The organism is Streptomyces sp. NBC_00872 (assembly GCF_045161915.1).
GTDB lineage: Bacteria > Actinomycetota > Actinomycetes > Streptomycetales > Streptomycetaceae > Streptomyces.
In genome coordinates, this window is sequence record NZ_CP108806.1 from 3469265 (window position 1) to 3493225 (window position 23961).

Sequence of the window (23961 nt, forward strand, 5' to 3'; positions counted from 1 at the left end):
GCAGGCTGTACGCGGTACACGCGGGGCGCACCGCGGGGGTCGTCCGTACGGCGCAAGTGCGGGAGCGGTGGGAGGAGTTGGGACGGATCAGCCATGACCCCGTGTCATGAGCGCGGACACTAGTCAGAACCTGTTTCCTGCCCGCGCTCGGCACGTGAAGGAACCGTTTCCGGTTACTCTCGGCACCCGACACAACACACCCGAGTGACCCGAGAGCGCCCGCCCGCACCCGCCCGCACCCGCCCGCACAGCTCGCCCGCACCCGCCCGTGCGAGAAGTCGCGCGCGGACCGGCGGGCGGCGGCGCTAGCTTGGGCTCATGTGCGTGTCCATGGATCAGGCAGAGTTCGCCGGCACCACCCTGTACGCCGGGCGGCTGCGCCACGACGTGCATGGGCTGGTCCATGTGCTCGGCTATCAGAACACCGCGGTGAATCTCGCCGACGGCCCCAACGCCATGCTGCTCCATCTCCCGGCGCGGCGGATGAGCAGGGAGAACTTCCTCTCGGTGGGGCGCGGTTCGGATGTACTGCACCGAATGGTCGACGCCGTACGACCCGTCGCCGCCGGTACGCGGTCCGACATCGCGTGGATGGGCTGGGACGACGGCGAACGGGTCGAGGTGTTCGACCACGACATCTACACCGTGCTCCTCGCCACCGACCCGACCCTGCTGCCCGCCGCCCTCGCGCGGGTCCCGCCGCACCGGCGTCCCCGTCTCAACCCCCTGCTGCTGGAGTTCTACGCCGACCACTACCCGGGGTACCCCATCGCGGTGTGCTGCTTCGACAACGCCGAAGCGGAACAGGCGAAGCCACTGCTCATGTGGTACGAACCCATGTTCCCCGACCGGCTGACCCTGCCCGCCCTGGACTGTCACACCGGAGAGCCACCGGACCTCAAGGGCAAGGTGTCCGCGGATCACTGGGTCCTGTACGGAACCGATGAGGCTCCGGCCGGCTGGGGCGAGCCCGTCGGCTATCCGCCCCGTATGCGCCACGAACTGCGCGGTTTTCTCCCCGGCACCGTCATGGGCACGTACTTCGGCGAACGCCCCCTGCCCAACGGCGACTTCGTCCTCCCTCACGAGGACCTGCTGGCGGGACGTCTGAACCGGATCCGCCGTCTGCCGCCCTCACGCTCGCCCTCGCCCTCCTGACGACCGTACGCACCCGATAAGGAGAGAGCGCATGTCACGTCCGGTCACCATCGTCACCGGCGGCAGTCGGGGAATCGGCGCGGCGACGTGTGTCCGGCTGGCGGGCGACGGGCATGACGTGGTCCTGGGGTACGTCAGCAACGGCGCGGCGGCCGAGCTGGTCGCGGACGCCGTGCGGGCGGCGGGGGCGCGCTGTGTGGCCGTACGGGCGGACACGTCCGACGAGGCGGACGTGGAGCGGCTGTTCGACACGGCGGTGACCGAACTCGGGCCGGTGACCGGCCTGGTCAACAACGCCGGGGTCACAGGCCCGCTCGGCCGCTTCGCCGACGTCCGCACCGAGGACCTGCGGCGGGTGGTCGACGTCAACCTCATGGGTTACCTGCTCTGTTGCCGCCGAGCCGCCCAGGACATGACCGCCCTCGGCACCGGCTCCATCGTCAACGTCTCCTCCGCGGCGGCCACGCTGGGCAGCCCCGGCGAGTACGTCCACTACGCCGCGACCAAGGCGGCCACCGACGCGCTGACCGTCGGTCTGGCCAAGGAACTCGGCCCGGCCGGCATCAGGGTCAACGGCGTCGCCCCCGGCGTCATCGAAACCGAGATGCACGCCACGATGGGCGACCCCGACCGCCCGGCCAAGGCCGCCCCCGAGATCCCGCTCCGCCGCCCCGGCCAGCCGTCCGAGATCGCCGCCGCCGTCGCCTGGCTGCTGTCGCCGGACGCCTCGTACACCACGGGCACGGTCCTGAGGGTCTCCGGCGGGAGGTAATCCCCCCCTCGAAGCCGCCCCCGAGCCACCTTTTATGCGACAACGCGCATAGTCGCGAGTCCGCATGGACGCCCGCGCCCGGCCCCCCTACGGTCTTGTATACGGGGCCCAACCGAGACCGTGGGCTTCTAGACCAGGGGGTTTGGCATGTCTGAACGTACGGGGCTCATCCGTCTCACCCGTAACGGCAACGGCAACGGGGAATGCGGGCAGATCGAGTACCAGCGGATCGCCGTGGCCGAGTCCGTGCCGTTTCTGGAGTACGTAAAGGAGTGACGTTCGAGCCGGAGCAGTTCGGACGGTCGCAACAGGACTTGGCCCCCGTGCTGAAAGACCTCCGCAAGCGGGCCGGCCTCTCCGGAGATCGACTCGCCGCGCGCTGCAATATGTCACAGTCCAAAGTGAGCCGGATCGAGAACGGTAAGGTCCGGCCCAGCGTCCGGGCACCTCGCACGTCCGGGCAGCGCACCGGGCCGTCGGGCGGAGATACCGCGCTTATGGCACGGCTCACTCAAGAGGCGTGCGTATCGCCACCCTTGAACATCCGCTCCAGTTCCGCGATCCGTTCCGCGCGTCGCGCCATGAGGTACACGCGGTTTCGCGTGCGCTGCACCTCGTGCAGCAGAGCGAATCCCTGAGTCCGGTAGTAGTCGACCAGGCCGGGAAACATGCATCCCCGCCGGACCCACCGCTTGCCCTCACGCGCGGCCCGGTCCACCGCCCAAAGGGCGATGAGCGTTCCGGGCTTGTGCTCGCGGTACGCCGGATCGGTCACCGTGGTGAAGAGGTAGTGAGCCGGCTCGGCGAGTTCCTCGGGCGTCCAGCCCCACGGAGGCGTTTCCTCCTGCACGGTGGTGCAGCCCACGATGCGGGACGCATCGTCCTCCAGCACCCACATGCCTCCGTGGGAGTTCTCCGCCTGGGCCGCGAGGTTGTCCGCGCTGTCACGCCAGCTCGGCATGTCGCGCTCCTCAAGCCAGGTGGAACGGGAGCGGATCATGGCGGCGACTCCGGGACCGTCGGCCACCGTGGCCAGGCGCATGACGTACATGGGTGAGACCTCCGTGCGTTTTCTTCCAGCAGAGCAGCCTCCCACAGCGAGAGGTCGGTGGCCGGGCCTCCGGCGGAGAGAACCTGACACACGTCACAGAAGCAGGTCGGCCATGTCCCAGGAGCCGTACAAGCTCGTGTCGTCGTGCGCGAGGTAGAGCGGTGTCGTCCCGCACGGACCGGCGGTGACGCGGACTGGTTCGTCCCGCACCATCTCCACCAGGACGAAGTCCGTCGGCCACTGACCGGCCAGTTCCTTAGCCCAGTCGTACTCACCCGTGGTCACATCGCGCGGTGCGGAATCGACGGTGGAGCGTCCGGCGACGCGTTCCCGAACAGCGAGAAGGGAGTTACATCACTGGAGTGATCCACCGTCGTGTAGCGAGTGCCGTCCCATTTTGGACACGGCGAACCGCCTTGGTGATGAACAGACGTTCAAAGGGGCGCGGCCCCTGCGCGGGCGGGGTGAAGCCATCCATCCACGTCGCACTGCTCCCACGCAGAGACCAGACAGGTGTTCATGACGCGACGGCTGTCAACTGCCCGAGGTTTTCGGAACCAAGCAGGCGGCGGCAGAGTGCTGAGCCCCACCTGCCCTTTGGGACAAGGGGGCTCATGAGAGCCGGGCGCGTGAACGGTCAGGCGCTCAGGGCTCCCTCGGTGAGGGAGCCGATGAAGGACGACCAGGCGGGCGCGGGGACGGCGAGGGCGGGGCCGTCGGGGTTCTTGCTGTCCCGGACGGGGACGATGCCGGGGACGCCGTCCGCGACCTCGACGCAACTGCCGCCGTCCGGGTTGCTGTAGCTGGACTTGCGCCAGCCAGCGAGCAGCGGCGCGGTGATGGTGTCCGCCACCTCGACACAATCACCGTTGTCCGGACCGCTGTAGCTGGACTTGCGCCAGCCAGTGAGGACGGACGCCTTGGGAATGCGGCTAACAGTCATCTTCGTATTCCTCAGCTACCGATTCGATCAGGGTGAGGGATGCCGCTGGCGGCAACGCGGCGGCCCTGGTCAAATCGTATGCCTGACGAAGCCGTCGCACGAGGTGCGGATCGTCGAACAAGTTCCCGGTGAACACGCCCTCAACGTAGGCCATGTCGGGGGCATCGTCGAAGCTCATCAGGGTGACCATGCTGCTCATGGTCGCGTGGGCTCCGGCGGAGAACGGGACGACCTGCAAGAAGATCCTGTCAGCTCGCATCAGCCTTGCGAGGTCGCGCAGTTGCTCAGCCATTACAGCGGGACCACCAACGACGGTCCGCAGGACTGTCTCGCTGAGGATGACCCAGGTCACGGGAGTCTCCGGGTTGTCCAGCAACTGTCGGCGCGCAGTTCGGCCGGCGACCAACTCGTCCATCCTCTTCGGATTGGGGTTGGGCTCCCCCGACCGGTACACGGCACGGGCGTAATCCGCCGTCTGGAAAATGCCGGGGACCAACGAGACCGCGTACTGATGGATCGCGGTCGCCAACCGCTCCGCCTCGGCCGCCTCGCGGAAATGTGCTGCGTACTTGGCTTCGTCGAGAGTTCGCAGCATCCGGTAGAACCGCCCTCCCGTGCCCAGCACCTGGTCGATGCGCTGTGCGTCGTCAGGGCGCGGCATACGGCGGCCCGCCTCGAAGTGGGCGAGAAGGGTGGCGTGGCAGACCACGCTCTCGCCAAGCTGCTGCTGTGTCAGCCCTGCGGCCTCACGCGCGATGCGCAGTTCCTGTCCGAAGTGCTTGCGCGGCGGCAGATACTCCCGCGCGTCACGCTTCTCTCCGCGCTTCTCCTCCTGCGTCATTCCAACGCCCCTTTCCTGTCACGCGCTTTGTCGAGCCATGACCCCCTGTCGCAGCGTACGCGCCGATCTGCCACTCCGTAATCGATTCATCACAGAAAGCACACGAGGTGCGTGGTCCCCGCTGAGGGGCAGACCCTCAGCGGGGCCGGGACGCGGTTCGGTCAGGATCCGCCTCGTTCGTAGGGGCTGCGATCTTGGCAGAGCCGCGATCCGGGGCACCAGACCTACTGGCTTTGGTTCCAGGCCAGTTGGCCCCTTTGTCGGGCACGGGAGCGATCCGCCGACGAACCGTCAGCGACCCACGCGGCACTCGCGGTATGTGACGCAGAGCACACCCGTACGAAAACCTGGCGGCCTCTCCGAACGTCTTGCCGGTGTGGGATCACGCAGGAGGACACTCGCTGAGCTGGACGAGGAGGGACTCGTCCGGCTCGTCGCCAAGGGCGACCGCGCCGCGTTCGAGGAGTTGTACCGGCGCACCGCCCCCTGGCTGACCGTGCGGCTGCGGCGGCGGTGTGCGGACGAGCAGATCGTCGCCGAAGTCATGCAGGAGACGTATCTGGCGGTGTGGCGTGCCGCCGACGCGTTCGCCGGCGCGGCGGTCGGCGGTACGGCCGTCGGCTGGTTGTGGACGATCGCCGCCCGGCGTCTGGTCGACGCGTTCCGCCGCCGCGCGCACCACGCACGCCTTCCCGACGCGATGGCCGCCGGGACCGCCCGTACCGTCGCGCCCGCCGCCGAGGACGAGGTGCTCGCGGCGGCCGTCGACGGTGAGGTCGGTGACGCCCTGCGGCGGCTCGCGCCCGAACTGAGCGACGTGCTGCGAGCCATGGTGCTCGACGGGCTCACCGTACGGGAGACCGCCGTTCTGCTCGGTCTGCCGGAAGGAACCGTCAAAACCCGCGCCCGTCGGGCACGGCGAGCCATGCGGGAGGCACTTTCATGAGCACCAACAAGCGTACGGGCGCGGGCTCGGGGTCAGGCGCGGGGTCGGGCTCGGGGTCGGCGTCGGGGTCGGGGTCGAAATCAGGCTCGGGCTCAGGGCCGGGGTCAAGCTCCGGGTCGGGTACGGGGTCGGGCGCGGGCTCGGGCCGGGGCTGGGGCGCGGGCCGGGACCGGGTCCGTAGGCGCCGCAGGGCGTCCGACGTGAGCCGCACGCCCGACGCGCACCACGCCTCCGAGCCGCTCATCACCCGCTACGCACGCGGCGACACCGCCATCCCCGGCGACGAGATCTGGGCGCTGGAAGCCCACCTCGAATCCTGCGCGCTCTGCCGGGCCCGGCTCGCCGCCGCCGTGGAGAGCACGGCGCCCACCGTGAGCGCGCTCGTCGACGGCGTCTGGTCCGAGCTGGCGCCGCTGCTGCCCACGACCGCCCCCATGCCCAGGCGCCGCCGCTGGGCCCTGCCTCTGCTGGCCTGGGCCTCTCCGGTGATGGTGCCGTGGGTGTGCACGACCGTCCTCATCACCCTGCTCGCCATCCTGTTCGACCAGACGAACGGCCCGGGATTCGACTTCGTCCTCCTTCTCGCCCCCGTACTGCCCGTACTGGGCGTCGCCGCGTCCTGGGCGCGCGGTCTCGACCCGGCGTACGAACTCACCGCGGGGACACCGCGTGCCGGGCTCCCCCTGGTGCTCCGGCGCACCACGTCCGTACTGGTCGTGGTGATCTCGCTGCTGACGCTCGCCGGCTGGATCACCGGTACCGGCATCGCGCAGTGGCTGCTGCCCTGTCTGGCCTTCACCACCGGCACGCTCGCGCTCGGCGGGCTGGTCGGGGTGACCCGGGCGGCGGCCGGACTGGTGCTGGCGTGGGTGGTCGTGATCGTGGCGCCGACCGTGGCCGTGAGCCGTATGCCCTTCGCGGACCGTACGCCCTTCACCCTCCAGACGGACGCCCTCCCCGTGTGGGCCGCCGTCTTCGCGCTCGGCCTGGCGGTCGTGATCGTCCGCAGGGGCGCGTACTCCCTGCTCGGAGCGCGCCGCTGAGGCGCCCGTCGGCACCCCGCGCCACCCGCGCCCGCCCCTCCCCGCGCCACCAATACCAACCGCCAACCGCCAACCACCGGAAGGTTCCTCACCCATGACCGAGGAAGTGACGACATGACACGCGGCGTGACCGCTGCCGAAGTGGCGCCCACCGCATACGCCTGGGAGATCCACGCCGAAGGGCTCAAGGTACGGGCCGGGGGCCGCAAGCTGGCCGTCGACGGTCTGGACCTGACCCTCGGCACCGGGGTGCACGGGCTGCTCGGGCCCAACGGCGCCGGGAAGACCACTCTCATCCGTGCCCTCGCCACGGTCCTGCGGCCGGCCGACGGCTCCCTCGAACTGCTCGGCGCTCCCGCCGGAGCGCAGAACCGCCGCCGCGAACTGCGCCGGCGGATCGGTTATCTGCCGCAGGAGTTCGGGTACTACCGGCGCTTCACCGTCCGCGAGTTCATCGAGTACATGGCATGGCTCAAGGAGGTCCCGGCGGCGGAGATCCCCGGCGCGGTACAGCGCGCCGTCGAGCGCGTCGGGCTCGCGGACCGCGCCGACCACCGGATGAAGACGCTGTCCGGCGGCATGGTGCGGCGTGCCGGTATCGCGCAGGCGATCGTCAACGACCCGCGGATCCTGCTGTTCGACGAGCCGACGGCCGGACTCGACCCCGCCCAGCGCCTGCGCTTCCGCGAACTGCTCCACCAGCTCGGCACCGACAGCTGTGTCGTCGTCTCCACGCATCTCGTCGAGGACGTCGCGGCGGCCTGTACGGACGTACTGCTCATGGCCGACGGCCGGACCGTGTTCAGCGGCACACCGGACCAGCTCGCCGACGCGGGCGGGCCGGACGACCCGGGCGACAGCCCGATCGAACGTGGATACGCGGCGCTGCTCATGGGCTCCGAGCCCGGAAGGGGTACCTGGTGAACTCGACACAGCCACAGCCACAGCCGTCGCCACAGCCATCGACACAGCCGTCGACACAGCCGTCGTACGCGGACAACCCGACCCGGACGCCGCGCACCGAGAACCCCAAGGCCCCGCGCAGAGGGCGGATCCTGCGGATCGAACTCCGCCGCTCCAGCGGCCTGTGGCTGAGCGCGCTCCTCCTGTTCGGCTCGCTCGCCCTGCTCCAGCTCTTCAGCGGCGGACCGTGGGCGGAGGACGCCGAGTCCTGGACCGCGCAGTGGACGTCCGCCGCCTGGTGGGAGCGGTATCTGATGGCGTTCCTGTGGCCGCTGTCCGTGGCCGCCGGGGCCGTGCAGGGGCTGCGGGACCACCGTTCCGGTATGACGGAACTCATCGGCACCACACCGCGCCCGCCGTGGCAGCGCGCGGCCAGGACGGCGGGCGCGCTCGGGCTGGCCCTCGCCACCGCCTATGTGCTGGTCTTCCTCTACGGCGGGGTCCAGGTGATCGGCAACGAGGGGTACGCGCATCTCCGCTGGCTGCCCATCCTGGCGGTCGGGGCGCTGGCGCTGGTCGCCGGCGCCTGGCTGGGGATGGGGATCGCCAGGACCCTGCCGTCCGCGCTCACCCCGCCCGCGCTCACGATGGCGTCGCTGATGGCCGTGATCCTCGTCCATGACGCGGTCACCAAGGACATGTTCCCCAACCGGATCGTTCTGCTGTCGCCGTCGCTGGCCGAGGTGCACAGCGCGTTCCTGACCGTCGCCTGGCGTGTCAACGCCGGGCAGACGGTGTGGCTGCTCGGTCTCGCCGCCACGGGTTTCCTGCTGCTGGTGGCGGGGAACCGTCGTGCCCGGCTGCTGGCGCTCCTGCCGGTGGTGCTGAGTGCGGCGGTCGCGGTGCCGCTCCTGCCCGCGAGCCACGACCGTGACTACGTCATCGACAAGGCGGCGACGGCGCTGGTGTGCGAGGGCCCGGTCTGTGTCACGCGTCTGCACGAACGCGAACTGGCCGCGATCGCCGGTCCCGAGGGCCCCGCCGAGGAGGCGCTGCGGCTGCTGGCGGCCCTGCCGGACCCGCCGTCCACGGTGCGCGAGACGGTCCCCGTGTGGCCGCCCGGCGTATGGCAGCCGCAGGCGCCGCCGCAGCCCGCCGGTTTCGTTCCCGTCGACTTCGAGGCACGGGCGCTCAGCGGCGCCCCGAAGGACGAGGTCCTGCGCGGTCTGCTGGCCGGGGCCGGTACCGCGCCCTGTGTCGTACCGCTCAGGACGTATCCGACCGAGGAGGAGGAGCAGCGCTACGACGAGACCAAGGCCGTACGCGAAGTGGCCGCGCGCACGGTGGCCGCGGCCTGGTTCCTCGGCGACCTCAAGCCCCTGCGGGGCACGGGCCCGCTGGGGGCCGGGGCGGGCAAGCTCGCCGGGCCCGCCTGGGAGACGCTGCGCGCGCTGCCGGCGGACGAGCAGCGCGAGCGGATCGCGGCGCTGCGGACGGCCGCGCTGAGCTGCGAGGGCGATCTGCTGACGGTGCTGGGGGAGGACGGCCCGAGGTGAGGGACATGACGCCGGGGGACGGGCCGGAGTCGCGGGAACACCCGTCCCCCGCAGGGCCGTTGGCGCGGGGCGTCCGGTGGCCGGTGCTCTACGCGCGGTCCCGGCAGGTCCCCGTCTCGCTCACCGCCGTGCTCGTCTGTGCCGTCTTCATATGGTCGCTCCCCCGGAGCGGGACATCCGGCGATCCGAGGATGGTGGCCCTGCTGCTGACCTCGGTGGTGGCGGTGGCCTCGACCGGGCTGAGCGGGCAGGACCTCGCGCTGGACCGTACGGCGGCGATCCGCTGGGCACCCCGGCGCGCGGCGCACGTGCTGCTCATCGCCGCGCTCGCCGTGGCCGTACTGCTGGCCCTGTCGGCCTTGTCGGTGCTGTCGGCGCCGGGCGGCGAGCCGGTCCCGGTCGCGTACGCCGTACGCAACAGCGCCGGGCCGGCGGGCGCCGCCGCGATCGGGGCGGCGGTGTGGGGCGGCCGGTACGCCTGGACGGTGCCGTTCGGCTGGTGCCTGACCGCGTTCTTCGTACCGGTACCGGTCTCCGGCGGAGTGCCCGCCCAGGTGGCGACCTGGATGCTCCAGCCGTCCGGCACCCCGGCCGCCTCCTGGACCTCGGCCGTGCTGGCGGTCGGCGGCGGGCTCGTCTACGCGCTCGCGGGTCCCCGGCGCTGACGAGCCGTCGAGAGATGCTGAGCCCGCGCGAGACGGGCGCCCTGCTCCTTCGCGCCGTAGTAGCGCACCACACCGCACCACATCGCGTGGGGTCACATCGCATCGCACCAGTCGCTGTTTCGGTCCAAACGCAGCTGCCGAGGGTTCCCGCTAACGAGCGAATGCGGCGGTATGTAATCGATCCAATGCGCTGCGTGTGCACATGATGGGCCGTCATCGCGTATCCCCCCGCACCGCCGCGCGTCCGGCCTGGCCGGACCGCTGAGCCGTGCGCGTAGTCAGAAGGAGTTGCCCATGTCCGGAGCCCAGGACGGCAAGGACGCCAAGGCGGAGCAGATCAGCGGCAAGCTGATCGCGGCGGATCCGCTGAGTTCGGAGCCGCCCATCCAGGTCCCGGTGCAGCAGCGCGACACGGAGTGGGAACTGCCGAACGGCTTCGCCTGGGTCTACTACGGCGAGGGCACCGACTCCGTCCAGAAGCCGGTGATCATGGCGGACGGTTTCAACCTCGGCCGAAGCGACCTGCAGTGGCTGGCCCAGGGCCTGGACGGCGGGGGGTACAAGTTCCTGAGCGCCCTGCGCAAGCAGGGGCGCACCGTGATCCTGGTCGGGTTCGACGAGCGCACCGCGCCGATCCAGAAGAACGCCGAGACCGTAATCGCCGCGGTCATGCGCACCCTCGGGGAGCGCGTCGGTGACGACCGGCTGACCGTCGGCGGCTTCAGCATGGGCGGCCTGGTCACCCGCTACGCGCTCGCCAAGCTGGAAACGCAGCGGATCGACCACCAGACCGCGCTGTACTTCTCCTACGACACCCCGCATCGCGGCGCCGTGATCCCGATCGGCCTTCAGGCGTTCGCGCACTTCATCCCGCAGGACAACGCCTTCGCCGAGCAGATGAACAGCCCCGCGGCCCGGCAGATGCTCTGGCGCCACTACGACAGCGAGACCGGCCGGGGCGAGACCGACCCGCTGCGTACCGAGCTGCTGGATGACCTGGACCGCATGGGCCGCTGGCCGCAGATCCCGATCAAGATCGCGGTGGCCAACGGCACCGGCGACGGCACCGGCCTCGACGTGCCCCCCGGGGAGATGGCGCTGAAAAGTACGGGCCTGATCGCCTTCCCCGGCACGACCTTCTACACCCAGGCCGCCGACGAGAACGCCACGGTGGCCCAGCTGAAGCGGCTGCTCCCACTCGCCTCGAAGACGGTCACCACCAGCGGCTACCCCGAGCTGGACGGCGCACCGGGCGGCACGCTCGCCTCCTACAAGATCGTGGCGGAGGAACTGGTGGCGAAGGGCGGCAAGGTCGACCTGCGGCACGAGGCCATCTGCTTCGTCCCGACCGTCAGCGCGGTGGCGATCCGCGACATCGACAAGCAGGAGGACCTGTACGCGAAGGTCGCCGCGATCGACCTGGAGGAAAGTGAGCTGGACGAGATCTTCTGGTCCTCGACCACCACCCCGCACACCGCGATCACCCAGGAACTGTGCGAGTGGATCATCAAGCGGCTTCCGAACTGACACGGCGTCATCGCCGCTGATCCAGTCGGTGATCCGGCCGGTAGTCCGGCCGCCCGCCCGGAGCTCTCGCCGCCGGGCGGGTGGCCGCGTGCCATTCCGGTACAGACCATTCGGCCCGCCGATGCCGGGCAGGCATCTCCTCGTACGACAACGCCGGCCTTCAGGACCACCACCAGGTCTTGAAGGCCGACGTCATGTGCGGGCCCGGATGGACCGAGAGCGTCACTTCGAAGTGCGCCGGGCCTCCCCCGTCGCGGGGAGTGCGTGCTCAGCTCACAGCACGGCGAGGTAGAACGCCGTGGCCTTGCCACCGCCGTTGGCGTCGTAGGTGCCCACCAGGACGCCCTTCCCGTTCGCGCATCCCCCCGCGATCGCGCGGACGGTGTAGCCGATGCCGTCGCGAGGCGTGGCCGCCACGATGGCCCTGGACAGGTCCACGTCCTCGCTGCTGATCTCGACGCAGTAGGTGTGACCCGCCGGCTTCGTCACCGCGCTGACGCCCTTGGAGTGCGCGACCGTCCCGTCGGCCTTGACCAAGGCGCCGGCTTGGGCGTAGGGCGCCTGAGAGCCCGAGGGCGCGGCAATCGCCATCCCACCGGCCACGGCGAGACCAGCGGCGCACAGGCCGGCCACCGTGATCCCGGCCACTCGCATCCTCTTGTTCACGTGCATACCCCTCTGTCGTCCATGTCAGGAAAAGTGCAGGTAGAGCGGTATGACCGTACGGGGGGATCCGATACTTGCCAGCAAAAGCGCATAAGAACCACTCAATGTGCTGAAGGGGTCAAACGGGAGGAGTCGCATAGAGTCACGCACTTTTCCAACGGCCGGTTTCACGGGCACGCGGCTGGAGTTGAGCGCGGGCCGTGTCGTACGGGAAACCGGCCCCGGGGCCGGCGCGGAAGACAGCAGGCGGCCCCGAGGGGGTCATTGATCAACCGACAAATGAACGCTTATCAGGTCGGCCCTGCCTGGGCCCTCCAGTGGGTCCGTGGGCCCTGCGGGTGGGCCCCGAACCGTCCTTAGGCTGCGTCCGCTCGGGGGGCAACAAGGGCGTGAGCTGGGAGAACAGGTGAAGGGCGCAGGCAGGTTCCACAGTCGGTACGGGCTTCGGCTCCGGCAGCGGCACGGGCAGGGACATGGGCACGGCCGGGGGTGGAGTGACCGCGGGCAGAGCGGGGCCGAGTACGCCGCGATGGTCGGGGTCGTGTCCCTGGTCGTGGCCGCGATCGTCGGTGTCAGCGTGCCGACCGACACGGCGACCGGGCTGAAGAGCGCGGTGTGCCGGATACTCCACCCGCTGAGCGGGTCCGACGCCTGCGCCACCGGCGACTACGCGGACGGCGAGGGCGGCGGCGAAGGCGGCGGAGAGGGTGGCGGAGGCGGGGGCGGGGACGGGGATCCCTTCGTGCCCAACGGCGACCCGTTCGAACCCGCGAAGTGTCTGCTCTCCCAGGACCAGACCAAGGACACCGTCGTCATCCAGATCTTCTTCATCAAGATCAGCAGCTCCGAGACGGTCAAGCTCCAGCAGTGGTCCGACGGCACCGTCACCCTGGAGCGGATCACCGAGACCGGGGGCGGGGTCACGGCCAGCATCTCCGCGGGCATTCCGGGGCTGAAGGACTGGGGCGGCAGCGCCAAGCTGAGCGGCACCTATCTGGCGGGCAGCGGCAGCGGCGGACAGTGGCTCTTCAACGGGAACAAGAGCGACAACCCCCAGGCGGACCTGGAGGCCAACCTCGCGGACGCCAAGCAGTTCGCCGAGTACCTCAAGGCCATGGACGACTGCAACAGCCGGCCGGCGGGCCCCCGTTCCTCCGAACTCGGCATGATCTGCGGCTACCACGCGGGCAAGAAGAAGCCCGATCTCGAACCGGAGCGGGCGCCGGACGTCGACATCACCAAGACCTCCACCGAGGCGTCCGGCAATGTCAGCTTCGGCGGGAAGTTCAAGAGCAACGGCAAGAGCGGCAAGGACGCGGGCAAGAGTGACGGCCCGAAGGATCTCGGCAAGATCTCCGGCGAGGTGCTGTCCGGCACCATGACCGAGGATGTCGTGGTCATGCGCCACAACACCGGCCAGAACGCCGGGAAGATCACCTTCATCTACACCTTCACCGTCAAAGGCATAGCCGGCGCGGGAGGCGTGGCCACCGGCGAGAGGATGCAGCAGGTCGCGGTCACCTACGACGCCGCCGCCTACGACCAGGAAGAGGAGGACGACACCCCGCACCACCCCGAGAAGCTGGTGATCACCACCAGCCAGGAAGCCGGCGACGGCAGCGGCTTCAAAGGCGAGGCAGGAGCCAACGCCGGTCCCGTGACCATCGACGTCGGCGGCGGCGGCGGAACCACCGAATCCGAGATACACACCGAATCGGCCGAACTCATCCTCGACAACGACGCCGACAGCACCGCCGTAGAGGACTGGCTCCGCGGCAACGGCGACCCCTCGAACAACCCACTGCCCTCCCCCTCCGACGCCGCGAAAGTACCGGGCCCCGACGCCAGCCCACTGGAACGCCTCCTGCACGACAAGGGAAAACTCAGCAAGCTCGACTACAAAGCGAACACCGACTGGTGGAACGCCTCGCTCGGCATCGGCTTCGGCATCTCCGTCGGGCAGTTCTCCCTCGGCTTCAAGCTCTTCGGGATCGACATCACCCATGAGCACAAGGAGCAGACGATCACCGGCGACCCGACCTATGCCACCGGCCCGCAGAACGGCGGCGCACGGCCCTGGGTCGAATGGAAGAACTGCACCCGGACCAAGCCCATCCCCACCTGAGGGGGCGGTACGGCTCTCAGAGCTTGGTACGGAAGATGCCGGCGGGGCGCTCGCGGCGGTAGCCCAGCGCCTCGTTCACGGCCAGCATCGACGCGTTGCCGTCCGCGACGGTGGTGGTGATCTCCCGTACGGCGGGGTGCAGTTCGCGCAGCCGCCCCAGCAGATGGCGCTTGACCGCCCGGCCGAGACCGCGCCCCCGGTGGGCCGGGACGACGACCGTGTCGTACTGGACCGCGCGGGTGTCGGCGGGGTCGCGGAGCGCCACCTCCGTGTACGCCACCACGGCGTCGCCGTCCGTCGTGTCGAGCACGGCGGCGGTGAGGACGATCCCGCCGCGCCGCTCCATCACCTGGGCGCCCGCTCGTATCCGTGCCACGTCCGGGCTCGGTCTCCGCTCGTCCAACTGCCCTCCGGGCACGGCTGTCGGCGCGTCCCGTACCGTCCCACGGGCGCGGGCGAAGGACTCCGCCGGTCCGTCGGGGACCGCGCCCGACCAGTCGGTGAAACGGAGGCCGTCGGGCAGCGCGGGCGGCGGGATCTCGTCCACCGCCTGCTGGACACGGAGTACGTACCAGCCGAGCGGAAGCACATTCGTGAAGCCCAGGCTGTCCACGAACGCCTCGCCCGCGCCGCCGAGTTCGAGCACGGTCGAGACCGAGGTGCGCCCGTGCGCGAGGAGTTCGGCGCGTACGGCGGCCCAGAGCGCGGCGCCGACCCCGGACCGCCGGGCGTCGGGCCGTACCACCAGGGCGTCGAGAAAGGCGGTGTGGCGGCTGTCCCGGTCGGTGAACAGCAGCAGCGAGGCGACACCCTCGTACGAGCCGTCGGGCCCCGTCGTCGCGAGATGAACGTTACTGCCGTGCAGCGGGGGCACCCGCAGCCTGCCCGCGGTCTCCCCCCTGCTGGGCTCGGGGACCGAGGCGGGGAGATCGCGGACATGTGCGGCGCTGATCACCGCGTGATAGGCATCTGTCTCGGCGTCCGACGGCGGGCTTCCCAGAGTGATCAGCATGGACCGAACCTACGCGTACGAGGAGGGCGACGCCCCCGAGTTGACGGGACGTCCGGGCGGGGCGGGACGGGGTGCTCGTGCCCCGACAGCACAAGCACCCCCGGACCCTGTCCGGCCAGACCCTGTCCGGCCGGACAGGACCCGCCCCCCGCTGCCTGGTCCGCCCGGCTCCACGGTCCGGGTGGCACGGCACGGCCGCCGCGGCCGGTGCGGCTCAGGCCGCCGCGTTCTCGGTGACCGTGACCCGTCCCTTGCGGATCGTGGCGAGCCGTGGGGCCCGGCGGGCGATCGAGCTGTCGTGAGTGACCATGATGAACGTCAGGCCGTGCTCTTTCCAGAGGCCCTCCAGCAGTTCCATGATCTCGTCACGCATCGACTCGTCGAGATTTCCCGTGGGTTCATCGGCGAGCAGCACCTTCGGCCTCTTGACGAGCGCGCGGGCGATCGCGACACGCTGCTGCTGGCCGCCGGAGAGTTCGCCGGGCACATGGCCGAGCCGCTCGCCGAGACCGACGGAGTCCAGGGCCTCCGCGGCCTGCTGCCGCCGGGCGGCGCCCCTGACACCGAGGGGCACGAGCGCGGTCTCGACGTTCTCCTGCGCGGTCAGGGTGGGGATGAGGTTGAAGCTCTGGAAGACGAAACCGATGTTCTCGGCGCGCACCTTCGTCAGCCGGGCCTCGGGCAGGGTCGCCAGATCCACCCCGTCGAACTCGACGGTGCCCTTGGTCGGCCGGTCGAGCCCGCCGAGCATCTGGAGGAGGGTGGACTTGCCGCCGCCGGTGGGACCCTGGATGACGAGCCGGCCGCCGTCCTCGATGGTCAGATCGACGCCCGCGAGCGCGTCGACGGTCTTCTTGCCGCGCTGATAGCGCTTGGTGACGCCGCTGAGCTGGTACACGGTTCAACTCCTGCTGTACGGACTGCTGTACGGACTGCCTTGCGGACTGCCGTTCGAGGGTGTGGGACGGGGTGGTGCGGGAGGGTGAGGCGGTGAGGAGGGTTCCGCCGGTGCCGGGGACAGTGGCCGGAGGGAGCCGCTCGGCGGCCCGCTCGGCGGCCCGTCACTCCAGCCGCCGCAACGCGTCCGCCGGGCGCAGCCGGGACGCGCGCCAGCCGCCGAAGCCGCCCGCGATCAGACCGCCCGCGACGGCGAGTCCGACGGCGATACCGAGGGTGGCGAGCGAGACGGGCGCGGTCAGGGTGATGTCGAGCGCCTTGGCCGCGGTCTGCCGCGCGGGTCCGCCGCCGCCGGCGAAGCCACCGCCGCCACCACCGAAGCCGCCACCGCCACCGCCGCCGCCCGTGGAGCCGAGCTGCGCCGTCAGGGTCGGGCTGACGGCCGTGACGAGATAGGCGCCGCCGAGCCCCAGCGCGATACCGAGCACACCGCCGAGCAGGCCGTTGACCAGTGCCTCGCCCACCACCTGACGGGTCACCCGGCCGCTCTTCCAGCCGAGCGCCTTGAGCGTGCCGAACTCCCGTACCCGGCGGCTGACCGCCGAGGAGGTGAGCAGACCGGCCACCAGGAAGGCGGCGATCAGTACGGCGATGGAGAGCCACTTGCCGACGGTCGTGGCGAGATCGGAGGCCGTGGACAGGGAACCGGAGACGGTGTCCGCGAGATCGGCCGAGGTGGTGACGGTCGTGTCCGGCACGTTCTTCTGGATGGCGGACTTGACGCCCTCGATCTGCTGCGAGTCGGCGGCCTTCACATAGACCGTGGTGACCTTGTCCTTGGAGTCGGCCAGGGTCTGGGCCTTCTTCAGCGGAACGTAGAGATTGGCTGCGGCGTCGCCGCTGTCGGCGGTCGCGACCCCGACGATGGTGAACTTGGTGCCCGAGATGGTCACGGTCTTGTCGACCGCGAGGCTCTTCTCCTTGGCGTACGCGCTGTCGACGATCGCGACGGCCGCGTCGGTCTCACCGCTCGTGAAGGTACGGCCCGAGGTGATCTTGGAAGAGGTGAGCGGGCCGAGGGCGGGCGCGGAGACATCGGTGCCGTACACCGAGTAGGTGTTGACGTCGAACGCGGCGCCGCCGCCCCGGACCTCACCGCTCCCGCCGGCACCACCACCGCCACCACCACCGCCACCACCACCGCCACCGCCACCGCCGCCACCGCCCTGCCCCGGGGTGAACTCGCCGGGCTTGAACTCCCCGTTGACCTTGAGCACGGTCAGGCTCAGCCCGCCGACGGCGTCGGCGACCCCGTCCTGGCCGCCGACGTCGGTCACGGTCGAGGCGGCCAGCGTCTGGAAGCCCTGGACCACCACCCGGTCACTGCTCTGCTCGCCGTCGCCCTGGGCGTCGAACTCGAAGCGCGGCCTGTTCTGGCCGCCCTCGGCGGGCGGGGGCGCGGCCTTGGTGACGGTCATGTCGGTGCCCAGGCCGTACAGCGATTGCAGGACCTTGTCCTGTGCCTGGCTCATACCGGAGGAGACCGAGCTGACGATGATCACCAGCGCGATACCCAGGGCGAGCCCCGAGGCGACGACGAGCGCCGCCTTTCTGCGACGGCGCAGCTCGCGCCTGAGATAGGTGAAGAACATGGGCGTGAAGCTAGGCACCGGGCGTGATGAAGTGTTGAGGCCCCGGTGAGAGCTGGATGAGAACGCGAACGGCGGCGGCACCGCGAGGGTGCCGCCGCCGTCGGGCGTACGAGGAGACGACCGCTCCCGGCAGGCCGGGAGCGACCGGATCAGACCTGCGAACCGGCCTGCCAGTCCGCCCAGTTGAGGTTCCAGCCGTTGAGGCCGTTGTCGGGCTTGATCATCTTGTCCGGGGAGTTCTTGACGATGACGACATCACCGATGAGCGAGTTCTCGTAGAACCACGCCGCCGGCTGGTTGGGGTCGCCCGCGCCCTTCACATCCGCCAGACCGACACAGCCGTGGCTGGTGTTGGCGGTGCCGAAGATGGACTTGGCGCCCCAGTAGTTGCCGTGGATGAAGGTGCCCGACGTGGACAGCCGCATGGCGTGCGGGACGTCCTTGATGTCGTACTCGCCCTTGCCGTCGTTGTCCGTGAAGCCGACCGTGGCGCCGTTCATCCGGGTCTCCTTGAACTTCTCGGAGATCACCATCTGCCCGTTGTACGTCGGGTTCTCGGGGGAGCCCGAGGAGATCGGGATCGTCTTGACCGTCTGGCCGTCCCGGGTGACCGTCATCGTCTTCTTCTGGGCGTCGACGGTGCTGACCTGGTTGCGGCCGATCGTGAACGTGACCGTCTTCTGCTGGACGCCGAAGACACCGTCGGCGCCCTCGACCCCGTCCAGGTTCAGCTTGAGGGTGACGGTCGAGTTGCCCTGCCAGTACTGCTCGGGGCGGAAGTCGAGCCGCTGCGAGCTGAACCAGTGCCCGACGACCTCCTGGCCGCTGCTGGAGGTGACCGTGATCCCCTCCTGGACCGCCTTCTGGTCGGTGATCGCCTTGTCGAAGTTGATCGAGACGGGCATACCGACGCCCACCGTGGAGCCGTCCTCGGGGGTGAAGTTCCCGATGAAGCTGTTGTCGGGCGAGACGGTGGTGAAGGACGAGTTCTCATGGGCCTCGCGGCCCTTGCCGTCCTTGGCCGACGCGGCGATCTTGTAGGTGGTCGACCGGTCGAGCTGGCCGTCCGGCTGCCAGCTCGTGGAGTCGGCGGAGAGCGTACCCGGCACATCCGTGCCGTCCGCCGTGGTCATCGTGACCTCGGTGAGGGTGCCCTTGGTGACCTTGACCTCGGCGTCGTTGTTGATGCCGACGTTCGTCGCGCCGTTCTTCGGTGAGATGGCTATCTGGGCCTCGGAGGTGTCCTTGGCCGCCGCCTCGTCCACCTGGGCCTGCGACGACGGGGACTTCGTGTTCTCGGCGGACGCGTTGTCCGCGCCCTCGCTACAGGCCGAAAGCACCAGTACACCGCCGAGCACCGCGGACGCGGCCATGAGGCCCCTGCGCCGCTTGCTGTCCGTCATCACACGCTTCTCCATCATCGACGCCAACCCTGCCGGTATCCTTTAAGAACTGCTGTACCGGTTCGCCCGGTTCCACTTCAACCGAGATGTGTCGCACACCACTCGCCCTGGGCATGGGCGAGCCCCGGCCCGTCGGCTGACGCGGACCGGGGCTTACCAGAGTGACACGCTCGCGTGCTAGTGCCGACCAGCCGGGACGTCCTCCTCCTCTTCCACGGGCGCGGCCCGGTCCTCGTCGTCGAGGTCCCACTCCGCGGAGTCCGGGTCGTAGTCGATCTGCTCGCTGGTCCACGAGGCCTGGGCGAGCTGGACCCCGGGGACCGTCCTGACCAGGTCGAACGGTTCGACGAGATACGCGATGGCCTCGGCCTCGTCCTCCCCCACCGCCGTCTCGGCGTGGGCACGCTCGTCGTCGGGCATGAACTCGTCGGCGCCGATACGGGCGAGGGCGGTGGCGCTCAGCTTCTCGGGGTCGTCGACCTCCAGCACCAATTCCACCCGAAGCCGTACATACCGTGATGTTTCTGTAGTGGTCATACGACGGAGCGTAGGGCTCAGACCCCCCGCGACTTTCCCGCGACCCGCTGCTTTCACTAGCATCGGCGCACCCAGCCAATTCGGCGTTGTCACAAGGGGGATCGAATCCGTGTCCGTCGTACGCCGACCGCTGCTGACAGCCACCGCCGCCGGGACCCTGCTCTGTGCCCTGTGGTTCGTTCCGTCCGCGAACGCCACCGATGAGCGGAGCGAACCGGCTCACATGTCAGCGGCGACCGCTCACAGCACCGCCGCCGGGGACTCCGACAGCTCGGAGAGCCCACGGCACCTCGCCCTCGCCGACACCGGCGGCGTGGACACCACGCCGTATCTGTTCGGCGGGACAGCCTTTCTGATGATCGGCGCGGGGTTCGTCGCGTACTCGGCACGAAGGAATGCCGACGCGCTCTGATCCATCCGCGCCCTGAGATCCATCCGCACCACGGAGGGGGCCGCCCGGACACCGGGCGGCCCCCTTCGCCGTACGCCTCAGGCCGGTCGCCGTACGCCTCAGGCCAGCGGTCCGGTCACCCGCTCCACCGCCGCGATCAGCCCGCCCTCACGGACGAAGGCCTCGGCCGCCGCGAGATCGGGGGCGAGGAAGCGGTCGGGACCCGGGCCCTGGGCACCGGCGGCGCGCAGGGCGTCGATGGCGGCCCTGGACGCGGGCGCGGGTGTCAGACCCTCCCTCAGCTCGACCGCGCGCGTCGCCGCGTACAGCTCGACGGCGATCACCTGGGTGAGATGGCCGACGGCCGTACGGAGCTTGCGCGCGGCCGACCAGCCCATCGAGACATGGTCCTCCTGCATCGCGGAGGACGGGATCGAGTCGACGGAGGCGGGGACGGCCAGCCGCTTCATCTCGCTGACCAGGGCGGCCTGGGTGTACTGGGCGATCATCAGGCCCGAGTCGACGCCGGGGTCGTCGGCGAGGAAGGGCGGCAGCCCGTGCGAGCGGTTCTTGTCCAGCAGCCGGTCCGTACGGCGCTCGGCGATGGAGGCGAGGTCGGCGGCGGCGATCGCCAGGAAGTCCAGGACATACGCGACGGGCGCGCCGTGGAAGTTCCCGTTGGACTCGACACGGCCGTCGGGCAGCACCACGGGGTTGTCGACCGCCGAGGCCAGCTCGCGGCCGGCGACGACACCCGCGTACTCCAGGGTGTCCCGCCCGGCGCCGGCGACCTGGGGGGCGCAGCGCACGGAGTACGCGTCCTGGACGCGCGGTGCCTCGTCCTGCTGGAAGTGGCCGGTCAGCCCGGACCCGGCGAGCACCCGCAGCATATTGGCGGCGCTGACGCCCTGGCCGGGGTGCGGGCGGATGGCGTGCAGCTCGGGGGCGAGGACCTTGGCGGTGCCGAGCAGGGCCTCCAGGCTCAGCGCGGCGGTGATGTCGGCGGAGGTGTAGAGCCGCTGGAGATCGGCGATCGCCATCACCAGCATGCCGAGCATGCCGTCCGTGCCGTTGAGCAGGGCGAGGCCCTCCTTCTCGCGCAGCTCGACCGGCTCGATGCCGTGCGCGGCGAGCAGTTCACCGGCCGGCCGCACCACTCCGTCGGGGCCCTCGGCGTCGCCCTCGCCCATGAGCGTGAGCGCGCAGTGGGAGAGCGGCGCGAGATCGCCGGAGCAGCCGAGCGAGCCGAACTCGTGCACGACGGGGGTGATCCGGGCGTTCAGCACGTCGGCCATGGTCCGCGCGACCTGGGGGCGTACGCCGGTACGCCCGGACGCCACGGTCTTGAGCCGCAGGAACATCAGCGCCCGCACCACCTCGCGCTCGACACTCGGCCCCATCCCGGCGGCGTGCGACCGCACGATGTTGCGCTGGAGCCGGGTGCGCAGGTCCTGGCCGATGTGCCGGGTGGCGAGCGCGCCGAACCCGGTGGACACGCCGTAGACGGGCTCGGGCTTGGCGGCGAGCGCGTCCACGACCTCCCGCGCGGCGGCCATCGCGTCGAGGGCCTCGGGCGAGAGCTCGACCCTGGCGAGCCCACGGGCCACGGCGACCACATCCTCGCCGGTCGTCCCGGCCGTCCCCACCACGACAGTGTGCATATCCATATTCAGGAGCCTACGGACTGAATCCCTCTCTGTCACGGGCCGGCGGTGGGTCCGGGCCCGCATCAAGCCCGCCCGGCGATTGAGGACGGACCGGCACGCGGACGGACGGGCACGCGGACGGACCCGCAGACCGAGAACCGGCCCCCTAACCGGGAGGTGGCCCGCGGAAGCGGCGGCGGTCCGGGCCTTCCGGCGGTGTGTCCGCCAGGGCCAGTACCGTTCCGTCCCGGCCCGCCACCACCGGCCCCCTCGACCTCGCCCCCTTCGCCCGGTACTGCGCCGCGTCCGCCAGCCGGAACAGGCGTCGCGCCGTCCGCACCTCCCCGATCGGGTCCCCCGTCGAGGCGATCCCGCACGCCACCCCCTCCCCCGGATTCAGCTCGGCCGCCCGCGCGCACAGTTCGTCCGCCACCGCGATCACCTCGTCCGCCGTGGGCCCCACCGCCACCAGGCAGAACTCGTCACCGCCCAGCCGCGCCGCCAGCGCCCCGGGGAGCTTCGCGCCGCATACGGAGAGGACCGTGCCGAAGCGTTCCAGCAGACGGTCGCCCACCGCGTGGCCAAGGGTGTCGTTGACCCGCTTCAGTCCGTTGAGATCGCAGACGACGAGGCTCACCACGGCCCCGTCCTCCCGGTGTCTGCCGACCGCCTCGTCCAGCCGCGCGTCGACCGCCCGCCGGTTCGCGAGCCCGGTCAGCGGGTCCGTGAAGGCGAGCCGGCGGACCTCTTCGAGCCGCTCCGTCTGGGCGACACCCGCCGCCACCACGGACGCGACGACGGCCGCGAAATCCGCGTCGTCCGGGCCGAAGACCGGCTCTCCCGGGGGACGGGCCACATACAGCTCGCCCCACGCCCGCCCGTTCAGCACGATCGGCGCGACGACACAGCAGCCACGGCCTCGGCCACGGAGCGCGGCGGCCCGCCCATGACGGCGGCCGGGCTCCCCGTCCGCCGTCTCGACCCAGGCCTTCGGACCGCCGCCCGCCGCCCGCCGCCCGTGCGGGAATTCGGCGATCTCGGGGAACCGGTGCACGGGATAGGTCTCGTCCTCGGGGAACTCCTCCTCCCCCTCGGCCCGCTCCCCCGTGTTCACCAGCACCCTGAGCCGTCCGAGTTCGCGCTCCCATACCGAGAGCGCCGCGAAGCTCCCCCCGAGCGCCTCCCGCGCGCCTTCCGCGGCGGCCCGCCAGGACTCGATCGCCGTAGGGGCCGCCGCCATCGCCTGAGACAGTTCCACTATGGCGCGCAGTCTCCCGTCCACTCCCATAACCCCAGCTTAGGGCGGTATGGCGGGATTTGATCATCCATGGCGGGAGGCGCTCACCGTGCGTTCACCCAGGAGCCGGTTCACTCCCCCGGCCACTGCGGCTTCCGCTTCTCGTTGAAGGCCGCGACCCCCTCCGCGCGGTCCCCGGAGAAGGCCACGGAGCGCCACGCGGCGTCCTCGACCTCCAGGCCCGCCCGCAGATCGAGCCCGTGCCCGAGCCGTAGCGCGCGCTTCGCGGCCCGCAGGCCGACGGGCGAGTTCGCGGCGACGCGCTCCGCCAGCGCGAGGGCCTCGTCCCGGTCCGCGCCCTCGTCCACCAGCAGATCGACCAGTCCCAGCCGCTCCGCCTCCGCGGCCTCCACGCGCCGGGCCGTGAAGATCAGCTCGGCGGCGCGCGCGGCCCCGACCCGGCGCGGCAGCAGTTGCGTACCGCCGCCGCCGGGGATCACCCCGACCGACACCTCGGGCAGTGCGAGGACCGCCGTACGGTCCGCGACGATCAGATCGCAGGCGAGCGCCAGCTCGAACCCGCCGCCCAGCGCGAAGCCGTGCACCGCGGCGACGACCGGCATGGGCAGCTCCAGCACCCCGGTGTACGCGGCGCGTGCGAGCGGCCGCTGCCGCACCAGCTCGGCGTCGCTCAGGGAGTTGCGCTCCTTGAGGTCCGCGCCCACGCAGAAGGCCCGCGCGTGGGTGGAGGTCAGAACGGTCGTACGTACGCTCCCGTCGGCGGCGAGCGCCGTACACGCGGCGGCGATGGACCTGGCCATCTCCGTCGACACGGCGTTCATCGCCTTGGGGCGGTCGAGGACCAGCTCCGCGACATGACCGCCGCCGCCGTGCCGCCGTACGGCGACGAACTCCCCGAACCGCTGTCCATCGGTCTCTTCAGTCCCGGCCATGACCACACCCTCCCGGTTAACGATGGTTCACCGGGGG

General features: G+C 70.7%; 24 protein-coding genes and 1 pseudogene. 12 read left to right on the forward strand and 13 right to left on the reverse strand.

Going from position 1 to position 23961, the window contains the following annotated elements; all coding sequences use genetic code 11:
• The first annotated feature begins 330 nt into the window (after positions 1 to 330).
• The 4 genes and pseudogenes from OG214_RS14665 to OG214_RS14680 form a co-directional block, all read left to right on the forward strand.
• Complete coding sequence (locus tag OG214_RS14665) at positions 331 to 1158, forward strand: hypothetical protein (protein ID WP_405984987.1); 828 nt, start codon at positions 331 to 333, stop codon at positions 1156 to 1158.
• Between the two features lie 31 nt (positions 1159 to 1189).
• Positions 1190 to 1930: an SDR family NAD(P)-dependent oxidoreductase gene (locus OG214_RS14670; RefSeq protein WP_405984988.1), complete on the forward strand. Its 741-nt coding sequence runs from the start codon at positions 1190 to 1192 to the stop codon at positions 1928 to 1930.
• 147 nt (positions 1931 to 2077) lie between these two features.
• On the forward strand, positions 2078 to 2206 hold the full coding sequence (locus tag OG214_RS14675; RefSeq protein ID WP_405984989.1) for a hypothetical protein: 129 nt from the start codon (positions 2078 to 2080) through the stop codon (positions 2204 to 2206).
• Between the two features lie 47 nt (positions 2207 to 2253).
• A pseudogene (locus OG214_RS14680) lies at positions 2254 to 2364 on the forward strand (helix-turn-helix domain-containing protein); the annotation flags it as partial.
• A gap of 77 nt (positions 2365 to 2441) precedes the next feature.
• Here the strand turns inward: OG214_RS14680 and OG214_RS14685 are convergent.
• The 4 genes from OG214_RS14685 to OG214_RS14700 all read right to left on the reverse strand — a co-directional run bounded on the left by OG214_RS14685 (position 2442) and on the right by OG214_RS14700 (position 4765).
• The gene (locus OG214_RS14685; protein WP_405984990.1) at positions 2442 to 2981 is read right to left on the reverse strand and encodes a GNAT family N-acetyltransferase; all 540 of its coding nucleotides are present in this window, start codon (positions 2979 to 2981) and stop codon (positions 2442 to 2444) included.
• Positions 2982 to 3074: 93 nt separating this feature from the next.
• Positions 3075 to 3266, reverse strand: coding sequence for a hypothetical protein (locus OG214_RS14690; RefSeq protein WP_405984991.1), 192 nt, complete (start codon positions 3264 to 3266; stop codon positions 3075 to 3077).
• Between the two features lie 352 nt (positions 3267 to 3618).
• Positions 3619 to 3924, reverse strand: a complete 306-nt coding sequence (locus OG214_RS14695) for a DUF397 domain-containing protein (RefSeq protein ID WP_405984992.1) — start codon at positions 3922 to 3924, stop codon at positions 3619 to 3621.
• Positions 3914 to 4765: a Scr1 family TA system antitoxin-like transcriptional regulator gene (locus tag OG214_RS14700; RefSeq protein WP_405984993.1), complete on the reverse strand. Its 852-nt coding sequence runs from the start codon at positions 4763 to 4765 to the stop codon at positions 3914 to 3916. The genes OG214_RS14695 and OG214_RS14700 overlap by 11 nt, the downstream gene beginning before the upstream one ends.
• A 376-nt stretch (positions 4766 to 5141) precedes the next feature.
• Here OG214_RS14700 and OG214_RS14705 point away from each other — a divergent pair, with 376 nt between their 5' ends.
• The 6 genes from OG214_RS14705 (at position 5142) to OG214_RS14730 (ending at position 11405) form a co-directional block, all read left to right on the forward strand.
• The gene (locus OG214_RS14705; protein ID WP_363082001.1) at positions 5142 to 5711 is read left to right on the forward strand and encodes an RNA polymerase sigma factor; all 570 of its coding nucleotides are present in this window, start codon (positions 5142 to 5144) and stop codon (positions 5709 to 5711) included.
• Between the two features lie 200 nt (positions 5712 to 5911).
• On the forward strand, positions 5912 to 6754 hold the full coding sequence (locus OG214_RS14710) for a zf-HC2 domain-containing protein (protein ID WP_405984994.1): 843 nt from the start codon (positions 5912 to 5914) through the stop codon (positions 6752 to 6754).
• 114 nt (positions 6755 to 6868) lie between these two features.
• Positions 6869 to 7678, forward strand: a complete 810-nt coding sequence (locus tag OG214_RS14715; RefSeq protein ID WP_405984995.1) for an ABC transporter ATP-binding protein — start codon at positions 6869 to 6871, stop codon at positions 7676 to 7678.
• On the forward strand, positions 7675 to 9213 hold the full coding sequence (locus OG214_RS14720) for a hypothetical protein (protein WP_405984996.1): 1539 nt from the start codon (positions 7675 to 7677) through the stop codon (positions 9211 to 9213). Before OG214_RS14715 ends, OG214_RS14720 begins: the two co-directional genes overlap by 4 nt.
• A 5-nt stretch (positions 9214 to 9218) precedes the next feature.
• A complete protein-coding gene (locus OG214_RS14725) occupies positions 9219 to 9878 on the forward strand; it encodes a hypothetical protein (protein ID WP_405984997.1) in 660 nt (219 codons plus the stop codon).
• 294 nt (positions 9879 to 10172) lie between these two features.
• A complete protein-coding gene (locus OG214_RS14730; protein WP_405984998.1) occupies positions 10173 to 11405 on the forward strand; it encodes a lipase family alpha/beta hydrolase in 1233 nt (410 codons plus the stop codon).
• Between the two features lie 273 nt (positions 11406 to 11678).
• On the opposite strand, the gene OG214_RS14735 is transcribed toward OG214_RS14730, so the two are convergent.
• Positions 11679 to 12071, reverse strand: coding sequence for a hypothetical protein (locus tag OG214_RS14735; RefSeq protein WP_363082007.1), 393 nt, complete (start codon positions 12069 to 12071; stop codon positions 11679 to 11681).
• Positions 12072 to 12612: 541 nt separating this feature from the next.
• Here OG214_RS14735 and OG214_RS14740 point away from each other — a divergent pair.
• A complete protein-coding gene (locus OG214_RS14740) occupies positions 12613 to 14196 on the forward strand; it encodes a hypothetical protein (protein ID WP_405984999.1) in 1584 nt (527 codons plus the stop codon).
• Positions 14197 to 14212: 16 nt separating this feature from the next.
• Here the strand turns inward: OG214_RS14740 and OG214_RS14745 are convergent, their stop codons facing one another.
• The 5 genes from OG214_RS14745 to OG214_RS14765 form a co-directional block, all read right to left on the reverse strand.
• Complete coding sequence (locus OG214_RS14745) at positions 14213 to 15208, reverse strand: GNAT family N-acetyltransferase (protein WP_363085844.1); 996 nt, start codon at positions 15206 to 15208, stop codon at positions 14213 to 14215.
• Positions 15209 to 15422: 214 nt separating this feature from the next.
• Positions 15423 to 16106, reverse strand: coding sequence for an ABC transporter ATP-binding protein (locus tag OG214_RS14750; RefSeq protein WP_363085845.1), 684 nt, complete (start codon positions 16104 to 16106; stop codon positions 15423 to 15425).
• A 163-nt stretch (positions 16107 to 16269) separates the two neighbouring features.
• Positions 16270 to 17757 (reverse strand): ABC transporter permease, encoded by a 1488-nt coding sequence (locus OG214_RS14755; protein ID WP_405985000.1) that lies wholly within the window; start codon positions 17755 to 17757, stop codon positions 16270 to 16272.
• Between the two features lie 149 nt (positions 17758 to 17906).
• Positions 17907 to 19175, reverse strand: a complete 1269-nt coding sequence (locus OG214_RS14760; protein ID WP_405987507.1) for an Ig-like domain-containing protein — start codon at positions 19173 to 19175, stop codon at positions 17907 to 17909.
• 162 nt (positions 19176 to 19337) lie between these two features.
• Positions 19338 to 19697 carry a hypothetical protein gene (locus tag OG214_RS14765; RefSeq protein WP_363086256.1) on the reverse strand — a complete coding sequence of 120 codons (360 nt, stop codon included), beginning with the start codon at positions 19695 to 19697 and terminating at the stop codon, positions 19338 to 19340.
• Between the two features lie 109 nt (positions 19698 to 19806).
• Between OG214_RS14765 and OG214_RS14770 the strand changes: the two genes are divergently transcribed.
• Positions 19807 to 20109: a hypothetical protein gene (locus tag OG214_RS14770; RefSeq protein WP_363086257.1), complete on the forward strand. Its 303-nt coding sequence runs from the start codon at positions 19807 to 19809 to the stop codon at positions 20107 to 20109.
• A 98-nt stretch (positions 20110 to 20207) separates the two neighbouring features.
• Here OG214_RS14770 and hutH read toward each other — a convergent pair whose 3' ends face one another.
• The 3 genes from hutH to OG214_RS14785 form a co-directional block, all read right to left on the reverse strand.
• Positions 20208 to 21749, reverse strand: a complete 1542-nt coding sequence (gene hutH, locus OG214_RS14775) for a histidine ammonia-lyase (protein ID WP_383032249.1) — start codon at positions 21747 to 21749, stop codon at positions 20208 to 20210.
• A 151-nt stretch (positions 21750 to 21900) separates the two neighbouring features.
• Positions 21901 to 23022, reverse strand: a complete 1122-nt coding sequence (locus OG214_RS14780) for a GGDEF domain-containing protein (RefSeq protein ID WP_363081310.1) — start codon at positions 23020 to 23022, stop codon at positions 21901 to 21903.
• 80 nt (positions 23023 to 23102) lie between these two features.
• Positions 23103 to 23924 carry an enoyl-CoA hydratase/isomerase family protein gene (locus OG214_RS14785; protein WP_405985001.1) on the reverse strand — a complete coding sequence of 274 codons (822 nt, stop codon included), beginning with the start codon at positions 23922 to 23924 and terminating at the stop codon, positions 23103 to 23105.
• Between the last annotated feature and the right edge of the window lie 37 nt (positions 23925 to 23961).

What these genes read in the sequence shown, in the direction of transcription:
- OG214_RS14665 (WP_405984987.1), top strand. Translation starts at nt 331, where the DNA reads ATGGATCAGGCAGAGTTCGCCGGCACCACCCTGTACGCCGGGCGGCTG.
- OG214_RS14670 (WP_405984988.1), top strand. Translation starts at nt 1,190, where the DNA reads ATGTCACGTCCGGTCACCATCGTCACCGGCGGCAGTCGGGGAATCGGC.
- OG214_RS14675 (WP_405984989.1), top strand. Translation starts at nt 2,078, where the DNA reads ATGTCTGAACGTACGGGGCTCATCCGTCTCACCCGTAACGGCAACGGC.
- OG214_RS14685 (WP_405984990.1), bottom strand. Translation starts at nt 2,981, where the DNA reads ATGTACGTCATGCGCCTGGCCACGGTGGCCGACGGTCCCGGAGTCGCC.
- OG214_RS14695 (WP_405984992.1), bottom strand. Translation starts at nt 3,924, where the DNA reads ATGACTGTTAGCCGCATTCCCAAGGCGTCCGTCCTCACTGGCTGGCGC.
- OG214_RS14700 (WP_405984993.1), bottom strand. Translation starts at nt 4,765, where the DNA reads ATGACGCAGGAGGAGAAGCGCGGAGAGAAGCGTGACGCGCGGGAGTAT.
- OG214_RS14715 (WP_405984995.1), top strand. Translation starts at nt 6,869, where the DNA reads ATGACACGCGGCGTGACCGCTGCCGAAGTGGCGCCCACCGCATACGCC.
- OG214_RS14725 (WP_405984997.1), top strand. Translation starts at nt 9,219, where the DNA reads ATGACGCCGGGGGACGGGCCGGAGTCGCGGGAACACCCGTCCCCCGCA.
- OG214_RS14730 (WP_405984998.1), top strand. Translation starts at nt 10,173, where the DNA reads ATGTCCGGAGCCCAGGACGGCAAGGACGCCAAGGCGGAGCAGATCAGC.
- OG214_RS14745 (WP_363085844.1), bottom strand. Translation starts at nt 15,208, where the DNA reads ATGCTGATCACTCTGGGAAGCCCGCCGTCGGACGCCGAGACAGATGCC.
- OG214_RS14755 (WP_405985000.1), bottom strand. Translation starts at nt 17,757, where the DNA reads ATGTTCTTCACCTATCTCAGGCGCGAGCTGCGCCGTCGCAGAAAGGCG.
- OG214_RS14760 (WP_405987507.1), bottom strand. Translation starts at nt 19,175, where the DNA reads ATGGAGAAGCGTGTGATGACGGACAGCAAGCGGCGCAGGGGCCTCATG.
- OG214_RS14765 (WP_363086256.1), bottom strand. Translation starts at nt 19,697, where the DNA reads ATGACCACTACAGAAACATCACGGTATGTACGGCTTCGGGTGGAATTG.
- hutH (WP_383032249.1), bottom strand. Translation starts at nt 21,749, where the DNA reads ATGCACACTGTCGTGGTGGGGACGGCCGGGACGACCGGCGAGGATGTG.
- OG214_RS14780 (WP_363081310.1), bottom strand. Translation starts at nt 23,022, where the DNA reads ATGGGAGTGGACGGGAGACTGCGCGCCATAGTGGAACTGTCTCAGGCG.
- OG214_RS14785 (WP_405985001.1), bottom strand. Translation starts at nt 23,924, where the DNA reads ATGGCCGGGACTGAAGAGACCGATGGACAGCGGTTCGGGGAGTTCGTC.